11 protein-coding genes and 1 tRNA gene are annotated in these 12950 nt (G+C 72.2%); 10 read left to right on the top strand and 2 right to left on the bottom strand.

The window, feature by feature from the left end:
• The first annotated feature begins 49 nt into the window (after window positions 1–49).
• The 8 genes from N798_RS05260 (at window position 50) to pepN (ending at window position 9975) form a co-directional block, all read left to right on the top strand.
• On the top strand, window positions 50–655 hold the full coding sequence (locus N798_RS05260; protein WP_052116975.1) for an NADH-quinone oxidoreductase subunit J family protein: 606 nt from the start codon (window positions 50–52) through the stop codon (window positions 653–655).
• Entirely contained in the window at window positions 652–978 is a 327-nt protein-coding gene (gene nuoK, locus N798_RS05265) for an NADH-quinone oxidoreductase subunit NuoK (protein ID WP_035946856.1), read from the top strand. The genes N798_RS05260 and nuoK overlap by 4 nt, the downstream gene beginning before the upstream one ends.
• On the top strand, window positions 975–2873 hold the full coding sequence (locus tag N798_RS05270; RefSeq protein ID WP_035946857.1) for an NADH-quinone oxidoreductase subunit 5 family protein: 1899 nt from the start codon (window positions 975–977) through the stop codon (window positions 2871–2873). Before nuoK ends, N798_RS05270 begins: the two co-directional genes overlap by 4 nt.
• Window positions 2864–4369: a complex I subunit 4 family protein gene (locus N798_RS05275; RefSeq protein WP_052116945.1), complete on the top strand. Its 1506-nt coding sequence runs from the start codon at window positions 2864–2866 to the stop codon at window positions 4367–4369. The genes N798_RS05270 and N798_RS05275 overlap by 10 nt, the downstream gene beginning before the upstream one ends.
• Window positions 4366–5817: a proton-conducting transporter transmembrane domain-containing protein gene (locus N798_RS05280; RefSeq protein WP_035946858.1), complete on the top strand. Its 1452-nt coding sequence runs from the start codon at window positions 4366–4368 to the stop codon at window positions 5815–5817. Before N798_RS05275 ends, N798_RS05280 begins: the two co-directional genes overlap by 4 nt.
• Window positions 5818–5863: 46 nt before the next feature.
• Window positions 5864–6754 (top strand): zinc metalloprotease HtpX, encoded by an 891-nt coding sequence (htpX, locus tag N798_RS05285; protein WP_035946859.1) that lies wholly within the window; start codon window positions 5864–5866, stop codon window positions 6752–6754.
• Between the two features lie 116 nt (window positions 6755–6870).
• Window positions 6871–7437, top strand: coding sequence for an NADPH-dependent FMN reductase (locus N798_RS05290; RefSeq protein ID WP_035947107.1), 567 nt, complete (start codon window positions 6871–6873; stop codon window positions 7435–7437).
• A gap of 75 nt (window positions 7438–7512) precedes the next feature.
• Window positions 7513–9975 (top strand): aminopeptidase N, encoded by a 2463-nt coding sequence (gene pepN, locus N798_RS05295; protein WP_035946860.1) that lies wholly within the window; start codon window positions 7513–7515, stop codon window positions 9973–9975.
• A 285-nt stretch (window positions 9976–10260) separates the two neighbouring features.
• Here the strand turns inward: pepN and N798_RS05300 are convergent, their stop codons facing one another.
• Together N798_RS05300 and N798_RS05305 are read right to left on the bottom strand one after the other, a co-directional pair.
• On the bottom strand, window positions 10261–11148 hold the full coding sequence (locus tag N798_RS05300) for an SGNH/GDSL hydrolase family protein (RefSeq protein ID WP_052116946.1): 888 nt from the start codon (window positions 11146–11148) through the stop codon (window positions 10261–10263).
• 237 nt (window positions 11149–11385) lie between these two features.
• Window positions 11386–11880: a YajQ family cyclic di-GMP-binding protein gene (locus N798_RS05305; protein ID WP_035946861.1), complete on the bottom strand. Its 495-nt coding sequence runs from the start codon at window positions 11878–11880 to the stop codon at window positions 11386–11388.
• Between the two features lie 87 nt (window positions 11881–11967).
• On the opposite strand from N798_RS05305, the gene N798_RS05310 reads away from it, so the two are divergent.
• Window positions 11968–12048 (top strand) — tRNA-Tyr (locus N798_RS05310).
• A 143-nt stretch (window positions 12049–12191) separates the two neighbouring features.
• Window positions 12192–12941: a ZIP family metal transporter gene (locus tag N798_RS05315; protein WP_035946862.1), complete on the top strand. Its 750-nt coding sequence runs from the start codon at window positions 12192–12194 to the stop codon at window positions 12939–12941.
• Window positions 12942–12950: the final 9 nt, after the last annotated feature.

A 12950-nucleotide genomic window follows, 5' to 3' on the forward strand; every position in this document is an offset into this window, starting at 1 on the left:
CCGGCGCGGGTGGCTCGGGCGGCTCGGGTGGCGCGGGTGGCGCGGGCGCATGACGTCACTCGACCTCGCGTTCGCCGCGTGCGGAGCCCTGGCCGTCGTCGCCGGCCTGCTCGCGGTGACGACCCGGCAGGTGGTGCACGCCGCGCTCTGGCTCGTCGTCGCGCTCCTCGGCGTCGCGGGGTGCTTGCTCGTCCTCGGGCACGAGCTCGTCGCCCTCGTGCTCGTCCTCGTCTACGTCGGTGCGATCGTCGTGCTCGTCCTCTTCGCGCTCATGCTCACCCGCGCCCCGATCGGCCCGGACCGCGCGCACGAGGTGCCGTGGTGGCGGCGGGTGCTCGCGGCGCTCGCCGGTGCCGCGACGTCGGCGCTGCTGCTCATCGCTCTCCTGCCGCTCGCCGGCGACGCGGTCGAGCGGCGCGAGGTCACCAACGCCGCCGTCGCGACCGAGCTCTTCGGGACGTGGGTGTGGCCCTTCGAGGCGCTGTCGGTGCTGCTGCTCGCCGCCCTCGTCGCCGCGCTCGCGGTCTCGCGCAGCGGCCGCGACCGCTCGTCAACCGACCGACCTCTTGCCCGTTTGGGACACGTCGTCCCGGCCGAAGGCCGCTCCGACGTGTCGCAAACGGGCAATAAGTCGAAGCATGGGGGGGCCTCGTGATCCACCTCGCCGGCCCCTACGTCGTCGCCGCGCTGCTCGTCGGCCTCGGCGTCATGGGCGTGCTCGTGCGCCGCAACGCCGTCCTGCTCCTCATCGGCGTCGAGCTCATCCTCTCGGGCTCCCTCGTCCTCCTCGTTGCGTCCGGCGCCACCTCTGCGTCGCGGTGGGAGGCCTCGAGCGTCCTGCCGCTCTTCGTCATCACCATCGCCGCTGCCGAGGTCGTCGTCGCGCTCGCCGTCATCCTCACGGCGTTCCGCCTGCGCGGCTCGATCGACCTCGACGAGCCGCTGTCCGGTGCCACGAGCGGCGGTGACGACATATGAGTGCGCTCTGGGTGGCCCAACTGCTCGTCGGCATCCCCGTCCTCGCCGCCGTCGTCACGCTCGCGCTGCGGCGCACACCGGCGCTCGCGGCCCTCGTCGCCACGGGCGCGTCGCTGCTGTCCGTCGTCGTGGCCGTCGTCGGGATGGCCGTCGCCCCGGTGCGCGGTGAGAACCTCGTGCTGCTCCGCCAACCCCTCCGCGTGGGTGCGATCGAGATGCCCTTCGAGCTGTGGTCCGGTCCGGCCACCGCGGCGGTCGCCGCCGTCGTCGGGCTCGTCGCCGCGGCGGTCCTCGTCTTCACCCGCTGGTACCTCGCCGACGACGACCGCCTGGCCCAGTTCGCCGCCACGGTCTCGCTCTTCACCGCGGCGATGATGCTCGTCGTCCACGCCCGCGACCTCGTCCTCACCCTCGTCGGGTGGGAGGTCATGGGCTGGTGCTCCTACCTCCTCATCGGCCACTGGTCGCGCAAGGAGTCCGCACGCCGCGCGGCATACAAGGCCTTCCTTGTCACCCGCGTCGCCGACATCGGCTTCGTCCTCGGCGTCGTCGGGCTCAGCGCCGGCGCCGGCTCGACGGGCCTCGACAGGGTCGTCGCCTTCTGGTCGCATACCGGCGGTGGCTGCGTCGACACCGTGACGCAGACGGCCGCCTGCGTGGCCCCGCCCGAGCCGTGGCTGCGCTCGCTCCTGCTCTCGCTCCTCGTCATCGGCGTCCTCGGCAAGTCGGCGCAGTTCCCCTTCCAGGACTGGCTGCCCGACGCGATGGAGGGCCCGACGCCCGCGTCCGCGCTCATCCACGCGGCGACGATGGTCGCGGCCGGCACGGTCGTCCTCGCCCAGCTCTTCGAGGTCCTCGTCCTCGCCGACGGCGCGCGCTGGCTGCTCGGCCTCTCGACCGCCGCGACGATGGTCGGCGCCGCCGTCCTCGCGCTCGGCCAGTCCGACCTCAAACGCCTGCTCGCGTGGTCGACCGTGAGCCAGGTGGCGATCATGCTCTCGGCGCTCGCGACGGCGACGGCAGAGATCGGTCCCGACCCCGCGCTCTTCCACCTCTGGTCGCACGCGATCTTCAAGTCGCTGCTCTTCCTCACGATCGGCTGGCTCTCGGTCGTCGCCGGGTCGACCCTCGCCCGTGCCCTGCGCGGCAGCGTCGCCGTGCACCAGCTCGCCCGCGTCGCTTGGCTCTTCGGACTGCTCGCCCTCGCCGGCGCCCCCTTCGTGGTCGGCGGGCTCTCCAAGGAGCACGTCATCTCGACCGCCTACGAGGGCGCGATCGGCGCCGGCGGCCCCGGCGTCATCGTCCTCGCCGCGCTCCTCGTCACCGTCGTCCTCACCGCGGCCTACGCCACCCGCGCCTGGCTCGTCGTCACCGCGTCGGTCCCGGAGACGGAGTCCGCCCACGACCACGCCCGTATGCCGTCCGCCCCCGTCCTCGCTGCCCTCGCCCTCCTCACGGTGCTCTCGGTCGTCGGCGGTCTCGTGCTGCTCACGGGTCTGTTCGACATCCACGGCACGTCGCTCTGGTGGATGGTCCTCACCGTGCTCCTCATCGTCATCGGCGGCGGCATCACCTGGCTGGCCCGGGGCAACGAGGACCCGCGAGACTCCTTCGTCCGCACCCCGCGCCAACGCGCACTCGCCGACGGCGGGCTCGGGTTCGACACGGCATACCGACGGGGTGTCGCCGAGCCGGTGCTGGGACTCGCGCGGGTCGTCGCCTTCCTCGACCGAGAGGTCGTCGACGGCTACGTCCGGGGCGCGGCGGCCTCGGCCGGCATCGCCGGCTGGCTCACCGAGCGCGGGCACCGGCGCGAGGCGGCGTCGGGTGGCGTGGCGCTCGTCGCGCTCGGACTCCTCGTCGCGGCTGGGACGGCGGTGCTCGCGTGGCGCTGATCCTCATGCTCCTCGTGCCCGGCGCCGTCGGGCTCTGGCTCGTCACCGGCGGACGCGCCCTCCCGGCGTCGACGGCGCGGACGGTGGCCCTCGTCGCCGCCGGTGTCGGCGGCCTCGCGGCGATCACGGCCACGGTCATGCGGCCGGTCGTCGACCGCGCGTGGATCCCCGACCTCGGCGTGCGGTGGCACTTCGAGGTCGACGGCGTGAGCGCGCCGCTCGTCGTCCTCACCGCCGTCATCGGCGTGCTCGTCGTCGCCCACGCCTGGGTCGAACGGCCGTGGGCCGACGCGCCCGGCAGCGGCAGCGCCGCGACCTACCTCGGCTGCCTCCTGCTCGTCGTCGCCGGCGCCTTCGCCGCGTTCGCCGCCCGCGACGCGGTCCTCTTCTTCCTCGCGTTCGAGGTCGTCCTCCTGCCGATGTGGGTGCTCATCGGGCGCTACGGCGACCCGCACAGCGCTAGGGCCCGCGCCGACGCCTCGGCCCGGTTCATCCTCTACACCGCCGTCGGCTCGACCCTCATGCTCGTCGGCATCCTTCTGCTCGTCACGCGCGCGGGCACCGCCGACCTCGGCGAGCTGCCCGCCGCGGCCGCCACCCTCGGGACCGGCGAACAGGCCCTGGTCGCACTGCTGCTCACGATCGGGCTCGCCGTCAAGGTCCCGGTCTTCCCGCTGCACACGTGGCTGCCCGCCGCGCACACGACCGCGCCGACTGCCGGGTCCGTGCTCCTCGCCGCGGTCCTCCTCAAGCTCGGCACCTACGGCCTCGTCCGGCTGCCGCTGGCCAACGTCCCCGACGGGTTCTCCCGCATCGCCCCGGTCCTCGCCATCGCCGGGGTCATCGGCATCCTCTGGGGTGGGCTCATCTGCCTCGTCGAGCGCGACCTCAAGCGGCTCATCGCCTTCTCGTCGGTCGCGCACATGGGCTTCGTCGTCCTCGGCCTCGCCTCCGGCACCGAGACCGGCGTGCAGGCCGCGCTCATCGGCAACATCGCCCACGGGGTCATCTCGGCGCTGCTCTTCGTCATCGTCGGCGGGCTCAAGCACCGCTGGGGCTCGGTCGACCTCGCCGTCGTCCGCCCCGCCCTGCGCGAGGTGTCGCCGCGCCTCGGGTTCGCGCTCATCCTCGGCTTGGCCGCAGGGCTCGGGCTGCCCGGTCTCGCCGGCTTCTGGGGCGAACTCGTCGCGCTGCTCGCGGCGTGGAACCCGGCTCAGCACACCGGCATCCTCCGCACCTGCGCCGTCATCGCCGCTGTCGGCGCGGCACTCGCCGCGGCCTACTCGCTGCGCGTCGCCCGCATCGTCTGGGTGGGGGAGCGGGTCGCCGACGACGCCCGTGAGGCTGCCGTCGCGCAGACCCCCGACGCCCGCTCCGTCGAGCTCGGCGTCATGGCGTTGCTCGGCGCGGCCGTCGTCGTCATCGGCGTCGCGCCGTGGGTCGTCTTCTCGGTGACCGCCGACGCCGTGACCGCCCTCGTCGGAGGTGGCCGGTGACCCTCGACATCCAGTGGGCCCTCCTGCTGCCCGCCCTCCTGCCGGTCGCCGCGATGGTCCTCGTGCTACTCGTCGACGCCGTTGCGCCCCGGACCCGCCTCGCCGCACCGGTCCTCGGCGCACTCGGGCTGCTCGGCGGCGCCGTCGCAGCAGTGCCCGGCCTCGTCGCCACCGAGCCACGGCTCACCCTCTGCACCCCCGCGCCCGACGGCCGGTGCATGTGGGACGGCAGCCCGCTCGCGAGCACCCTCCAGCTCGGGGCACTGCTCGCGACCCTCGCCGTCCTCGCCCTCGTGTCCGTCCGCCGGGTCGGGGTGGTCGAGGTCGTCCTGCTGCTGGCCTCGGTCAGCGGTGCGGCAGCCGTCGTCGCCGCCCGGGACCTCGGCACGTGGCTCGTCACGCTCGAGCTCGCCACCCTGCCGGTCATCGCGCTCGTCGCCTGGCGCGAACGCCGCGCCGCCGCGCACGGCGCCCTCACCCTCCTCACGACCTCGCTCGTCTCGTTCGGGCTGCTCGTCCTCGGCACGGCGCTGTGGGTGACGGCGACCGGCGACCCGACCCTCACCGGCTCCTCGCTCGCCGCGGCGTGGGAGGTCTCCGAGCAGCGCACGCTGGCCGGGCTCGCCACGGTCGTCCTGCTCGCCGGCCTCGCCTTCAAGCTGTCGGCCGTGCCCTTCCACGCGTGGACTCCGACGACCCTCACCTCGGGGCCCCTGCCCGTGTCGGCCCTGCTCGCGTCGGCGTCGAAGCTCGCCGCCGTCGGCGCCCTCGTCGTCGTCCTCGCGCCCTACGAGTCCGTCCTTGGCGGTCGCCCTGGCCCGCACGTCGTCGTGGCCGCGCTCGTCGTTCTCGTCGTCGCGTCGATGCTCGTCGGCACGGTGATGGCGCTGCGCCAGACCGAGGTCGTCCGCCTCCTCGCGTGGTCGACCGTCGCCCAGGCGGGCTGGATCCTCCTGCCGCTCACCGCTCTCACCGTCGCCGGCCGCCAGGCTGCCGCGGCCTACGCCGTCGTGTATGCCGTCGCCAGCCTCGTCGCGTTCGCAGCCGTCCGCGCGGTCCACGGGTGGCGCGTCGAGGACGGTCGGAATTTGACGGCATACAGGGGGTTGTTGCGTCGGGACCCGGTCGCGGGCGGGACGCTCGCGCTGGCCCTGCTCGTCCTCGCCGGGCTCCCACCCGGCGTCATCGGCCTCGTCGCCAAGGTCGTCGCGCTGCGCCCGGCTGTCTCTGCCGGGTTGTGGCCGGTCGCCGTCGTCGCCGTCGTCGCGGCGGTGCTCGGGATCGCGGTCTACGTGCGCTGGTTCGCGGTGCTCTTCGGTGAGCCCGAGACGGGTGCCCCGGCACGTCCCCGACGCCGGCGTGCGAGCGTCGCCGTCGCGGTGGTCGGCGCCGCGGTCCTCGTCGTGACGAGCGTGCTCCCGCAGCTGCTCGTGGGTCTGGTGTCATGAAGGTTGTCGCGGAACGTTTCCGCACGGCTCGCGCGTTGGAGGAGACATGCACAACCATTTCAACGGCCTGAAGACCGCCGGGCTCTTCGGAGCGATCTTCGGACTGCTGCTGGCGCTCGGCTGGGCCGCGAGCGTCTACTTCGGCAACAGCTCATTCATCTGGATCTTCGCCCTCATCGGCGTCGCGATGACGTTCTACTCCTACTGGAACAGCGACAAGCTCGCCATCAAGGCGATGCACGCGTTCCCGGTGAGCGAGGCCGAGGCGCCGGCGATGTACCGGATCGTGCGCGAGCTGTCGACGAAGGCCGGTCAGCCGATGCCGCGTCTCTACGTCTCGCCCACCGAGGCGCCCAACGCGTTCGCCACCGGCCGCAACCCGCAGAACGCCGCCGTCTGCTGCACCCAGGGGATCCTCCAGCTGCTCGACGAGCGCGAGCTCCGTGGCGTCCTCGGGCACGAACTCATGCACGTCTACAACCGCGACATCCTCACCGGCTCGGTCGCGGCGGCCATCGCCGGTGTCATCAGCAGCGTCGGGCAGATGCTGTCGTTCAGCGCGATGTTCGGTGGCGGCAACCGCGACAACGACAACCCCGGCGGTGCGATCGCCGGGCTCGCCATGGCCTTCCTCGCGCCGATCGCCGCGATGTTCATCCAGCTCGCGATCTCGCGCACCCGTGAGTACGACGCCGACGAGGACGGCGCCACGCTCACCGGCGACCCGCTCGCCCTCGCGTCGGCGCTCGCCAAGCTCGAGGCCGGTGTCTCGCGCGCCCCGCTCGCCCCCACCAAGGACCTCGTCAACGCGAGCCACATGATGATCGCCAACCCGTTCCGGGCGCAGGACATCTCGCGGCTCATGGCGACGCACCCGCCGATGGCCGACCGCATCGCCCGACTCCAGGGCATGGCGACCGGCTACCGCCCGAACTGACCGGGGTCCAGCCCGGATGAACTGACCGTGCTCCAGCCCGGTCGACGGCCCGGGTCCGTGACACGGTGGAAACCGTGGTCCGGACCCGGGCCGTCGCACGTCGTCTGGAGGTCGTCATGGCGCACAAGGTCGGATATCTCATCGGAAGCCTGTCCAAGGACTCGATCAACCGGGTGCTGAGCCAGTGCCTCATCGCCGTCGCCCCCGACGACCTCGAGTTCCACGAGATCCCCATCAAGGACCTGCCGCTCTACAACCGCGACCTCGACGACGACTACCCCGCGGAGGCGACGGCGCTCAAGCAGGCGATCGCGGACTCCGACGCGCTGCTCTTCGTCACCCCGGAGTACAACCGCTCGATCCCCGGCGCGCTCAAGAACGCCATCGACTGGGCCTCGCGTCCCTGGGGCCAGAACTCGTTCGACCACATCCCCGCCGCCGTCATCGGTGCCTCGGTCGGCGCCATCGGCACGGCCGTCGGGCAGCAGCCGTTGCGCTCGATCCTCAGCTACTGCAACGCCCGTCAGATGACCGCGCCCGAGGCCTACATCCACTTCGACCCGGAGGTCTACCTGGCCAGCGGCGAGGTCACCGACGAGGAGAGTCGCGAGTTCCTCCGCGCGTTCATGACCGAGTTCCGCGACCACGTCGAGCGCGTCCTCACCGTCCTGCCGCGCGACTGACCGCGGGTCCGAACGGTGCCCCCGGGCGGCCCAGCGGCCCTGCGGTGCCGGTGTGGTGTGTGACACCATCTCGGCGTGCCATCTCTGACTCGCGACGAAGCCCGGCAGCGGGCGCAGCTCATCACCGTGAACCGCATGGAGGTCGACCTCGACCTCGACCGCGGCGCAGAGCACTTCAGCTCGACGACACGGATCCGGTTCTCCTGCAGCACTCCCGGTGAGGCGACGTTCCTCGACCTGCGGGCGGTGAGCGTCGAGGCGATCGAGCTCAACGGCACGCGCATCGAGCCCGCCGCAGTCGTCGACGGGCGCCTCCCGCTCGAGGGGCTCGCCGCCGACAACACCGTCGAGGTCACGGCGACGATGGCGTACTCGCGCGACGGCCAGGGCCTGCACCGCAGCACCGACCCCGCGGACGGCGAGGACTACGTCTACGGCCACCTCTTCCTCGACGCGGCCCCGACAGTCTTCGCCTGCTTCGACCAGCCGGACCTCAAGGCTCCGTATGTCGTGACCGTCCGCGCGCCGGAGGAGTGGGTCGTCCTCGGCAACGGCCGAGCGACGCGGACCGGCGCCGGAGAGTGGGAGCTGAGCGAGACGCTGCCGCTCGCGACCTACTTCGTCACCGTGTGCGCCGGTCCCTACGTGTCGGTGCACGACGAGCACGACGGCATCCCGCTCGGCATCCACGCCCGCCGGTCGCTCCGGACCGAGCTCGAGCGCCATGCGCCCCAGATGTTCGAGGTGACGAAGCAGAGCTTCGACCACTTCCACCGCACCTTCGACGTCCGCTACCCGTTCGGCGACTACGACCAGGTCTTCGTCCCCGAGTTCAACGCGGGTGCGATGGAGAACCCGGGCTGCGTGACCTTCCGAGACCCCATGCTCTTCCGCGGTGCGGCGACCCGCGAGCAGGTGCTGCAGCGCAGCAACACCATCTCCCACGAGATGGCGCACATGTGGTTCGGCGACCTCGTGACGATGGGCTGGTGGGACGACCTCTGGCTCAACGAGTCGTTCGCCGAGTTCATGGCCTACACCGCGACGTCGCGGGCGACCGAGTTCACCGACAGCTGGGTCGAGTTCGGCATCGTTCGCAAGCAGTGGGGCTACGCCGCCGAGCGCGCGCCGTCGACCCACCCGGTGGCCGGCTCGCCGGCCCCCGACGCCCAGAGCGCCCTCGCGAACTTCGACGGCATCTCCTACGCCAAGGGTGCGTCGGTGCTGCGCCAGCTCGTCGCGCACATCGGTGAGGAGGCCTTCAACGCCGGCGTGACGGCATACCTGCGTTCGCACGCCCACGGCAACGGCGAGCTGTCGGAGTTCCTCGCGGCGATGGAGGAGGCCGCAGGTGTCGAGCTGGACGGCTGGAGCAAGGCGTGGCTCGAGACCGCGGGCGTCGACGCCCTCGCGCTCGACCGCGAGGGGACCCTGCGACGCACGACCCCGACCGAGCACCCGGCCGACCGGCCGCACGCGCTCGACGTCGCGGGCTTCACCGAGGGCGCCGAGGTCTTCCGCACGACGTTCACCCTCGACGGCGACGAGGCCACGGTTGACGGTGTCGACACCGGCGCCGCCGTGCTCGTGCCCAACGCGGGCGATCTCACCTGGGCGCAGGTCGATCTCGACGAGGCGACGCTCGCCGCCCTGCCCCACGAGCTCCCGCTCGTCGAGGACGCGACCGCGCGGACCGTGCTGTGGGGAGGCGTGCTCACCGGGGTCTACCGCGCCACCGTCGACCCGCGGGTGGCGCTCGACGTCTTCACCGCGGTCTGGCCGCAGGAGCCGCACGACGCGCTCATGGCGCGCGTGGCGCTCGCCTTCACCGACCGGATCGTCCCGCAGTTCCTGCCCGAGGCCGTCGCGCAGGAGGCGCGCGGCCGCATCGCCGACGCCGCCCTCACGGCCTTCGAGGACGCCGAGCCGGGGACGGACCGCGCGCTGGTCGCCGCCCGCGTCCTCGCGGCGACGACGACCGACGAGGACCGGTTGCGTGCTTGGGTCTCCGGACGGTCGCTGCCGCAAGGGCTCGATGGCGACACCGACTTCCGCTGGGCCGTCGTGCAGTCGATGTCGCGGCTCGGCCTCGCCGACGACGCGCTCCTCGACGAGGTCGAGGCCGCCGACACGACCCTCTCCGGTCGGCTCGCCGGGCTCTCGGCCCGCGCCGCCCGCCCGGGCGCAGACGACAAGGCGTGGGCGTGGTCCGAGATCACGACCAACCGCGAGCGGTCCAACTACGAGCTCAACGCCCTCGCCACCGGCCTGTGGTCGAGCGGCTCCGTCGACGACCTGCGCCCGTATGCCGGCCGCTACGTCACCGACATCCCTCGCCTCGCCGAGTGGGTCGGGGCGGATGCCCACGACCGGGTGGCGACGCTCGCCTTCCCGTCGCGTGTCGTCGAGCCGGAGACCGTCGCGCTGGTGCGTGCGGCGCTCGGGCGTGACGACGTGCCGTCGGGTGTGCGCCGGTCGATGGCCGACGAGCTGAGCAAGCTCGAGGAGGCGCTGGCCTCCCGCTCACGCTGGAGCTGAGGTCGGTCGAGCGTCGGGCACAGCGGACACGCTCCGAGCCCAGCGTCCAGGGTCCTGCCTCCTCGCAAGGTGGGCCCGCCACGTCGTGCGCCCATGGCCCGGTGACCCTGTCCGGGCAGCCCCCGTCGAGCGCCATGGGTCCGTTCGGGGTCGAGTACCTATAGGTGCGCACGAACACCTATGGGTACTCGAGCTCGAAGAGCGTCATCGGGGGGCCGCGGTCCCGGCACGGATGGCTCGCGCGACCCGTCGATGCGGCTCGAAGACCTGCGAGGAAAGCGCGGGTCAGAGGCCGACGCGGGCCTGGATCTGGTCGGCGTAGGCGCGCTCACCTGCGGTGTTGGGGTGCACCGGCACGTAGTTGAGCGACGCGGCGAGCGGCTCGACCCAGCGCACCCACGGCAGCTGGCAGGCGTCGCGGCCGGCTGACGGACCCCACATGTCGACGAACGTCGCACCGTTGTCCTTGGCCGCCTGCTCGAGCGCGGCGTTGAGGACCTGCTCGATGCCGTTGACGTAGGGCACGTCCCCGACGGCGATCGGCATGGTCGCGTAGCAGCCGACGGTCGGCGGCAGGATCTGCGGGTAGCCCGGCACGACGATCCGCGCCCTGGGGGCCCGGGCCTTCGCGGCGGCGATCGCCGCACGCACGGCCGGGTAGGTCTTCGTCCGGATGGTGTCGGCGTAGGACGTGCCGTAGGTGTCCTTGCACGGACTTCCTTGGCCGAGCGTGGTCAGGCCGGCCGTCGCACACTGCTGGATGATGCTCGTGAAGACGCTCGAGTCGTTGCCGCCGATGCCGATGGTGACGAGGCGGGCCTCGGGCGTCACGGCGTCGAGCTGCGGGGCGACCCCGGGGAACTGGGAGCCGGTGAAGTCGCCGGTGTCGGCGCCGCCGCAGGTCACGTCGGTGAGCGCGCGGCCGGTGCGCTGTGCAAGGAGGTGCGGGTAGTTGAGCGCCGACTGCGTGCACTGGGGGTTGGCCGTGGCGCTGAGCGGCAGGACCCCGGAACCGGCGGAGAAGCTGTCACCGAGCGCGACGTAGGGGCCGTCGGCGACCCGTGGCGCACCTGAGGACGAGGCGCCCGGCGCCGCGAGCGCGGGGGCGGCGAGGCCGAGAGCGAGGGTTGTGGCGCTGGCAAGGGCAGCGAAGGCGAGGGTGGGGCGGCGCATCCTGAACTCCGTTGTTCGGTGGGCACGAGGTCGTCTGGCTACTTTCAGGTAACCACAGAATCGTGCGCCACCGGGGGCCGAGGTCGCGCACATCACGTGGGCGGACGGCATACCCGCCCGGGCGGACGGCATACCGATGCCTTCCGGAGGAAAGGTTGAGGGTCCGGAGGGACATGTTCCCTCCGGACCCTCAACGTCCCCTCATGGGGCGCACAAACTGCCGCCCGGGCGCCCGGCTCAGCGGTAGTTCGTGTACTGCAGCGCGACGTCGAGGTCGGCGCCGTTGAGCATGCGCTGCACGGCCTGGAGGTCGTCGCGCGACTTGCTCGACACGCGCAGCTCGTCGCCCTGGATCTGCGACTTCACGCCCTTGGGCCCCTCGTCGCGGATGAGCTTGTTGATCTTCTTGGCGTTCTCGGTGGAGATGCCCTGCTTGAGCGGGACGTCGAGCTTGTACTCCTTGCCCGACAGGCGTGGACCGGCCTCGGGGACGTCGAGGTGCTTGAGCGAGACCTTGCGCTTGACGAGCCAGGTCTGGACGACGTCGAGGACGGCGAGGCAGCGCTCCTCGGAGTTGGCCTGCATCGAGATGGACTCACCGGACAGCTCGACCTTGGCGCCGACGTTCTTGAAGTCGTAGCGGTTGGCGACCTCCTTGGCCGCAGCGTTGACCGCGTTGGCGATCTCCTGCTTGTCGTAGTTGCTCACGATGTCCATGGAGCTGTCGGCCACGGATCCTCCTCGTTCGGGTGCCCCGAGGGTGTCCTGGGAGCACGGTTTCGTTGTTGCGCGGTTGGCTTGCTATCCTTCCACGCGCACGGCGGGTTGCCCGAGCGGCCAATGGGAGTGGACTGTAAATCCATCGCGAAAGCTACGAAGGTTCGAATCCTTCACCCGCCACCCGTGCACGAAAGGGCCCCTGACCGGTATGCCGGTCAGGGGCCTTCGTCATGCGTCCCACCGTCCGTGCCGGGCACCGATCCGGTATGCATGACCTGACAGCGACGTGACGTGACGTGACGTGAAGCGGCGAGGAGGTGCACATGCCGGTGTGGGCGCAGGCGGGCCTGTGGGGCCTGCTCGCCGGTGGCGCACTCGTCATCGGCGCCGCCGTGGCGTGGTTCGTCCGGGTGCCGCAGCGCGTCGTCGCGACGGTCATGGCGTTCGGCGCCGGAGTGCTCATCTCCGCTCTGTCCTTTGACCTCGTCGACGAGGCCGAGCGGACCGGCGGGCTCGTGCCGACCGCCGGGGGCTTCCTCGCGGGTGCCGTCGTCTATGTCGCCGCCAACGTCCTGCTCGCCCGGCGCGGCGCCCGCCACCGCAAGCGCTCGCACGAGATGCAGGGCTCGGAGGAGGAGACGCCGGGCAGCGGCGCCGCCATCGCCGTCGGGGCCCTCCTCGACGGCATCCCCGAGTCGATCGTCCTCGGGCTGACGCTGCTCACGGGGGAGGGTGTCGGCGTCGCCGTCCTCGTCGCGATCTTCCTGTCCAACCTGCCCGAGGGTCTGTCGAGCGCGGCCGGGATGAAGGCCTCGCACCGCAGCGCCCGCTACGTCTTCGGCGTCTGGGGCGGCATCGCGGTCGCCAGCGGGCTCGCCGGTCTGGTCGGCGTGCTCGTGCTTGAGGGCGCCTCACCCGAGACCGTCGCGGCCATCACCGCGCTCGCGGCCGGCGCCATCCTCGCGATGGTCGCCGACACGATGATCCCCGAGGCCTTCGAGAAGACCCACCTGTATGCCGGTCTCGCCGCGACCGTGGGCTTCCTCTCGGCCTTCGTCCTCAGCCACGCCTGAGCGCGGGCT

It is taken from the genome of Knoellia flava TL1, assembly GCF_000768675.1.
Taxonomy (GTDB): domain Bacteria; phylum Actinomycetota; class Actinomycetes; order Actinomycetales; family Dermatophilaceae; genus Knoellia; species Knoellia flava.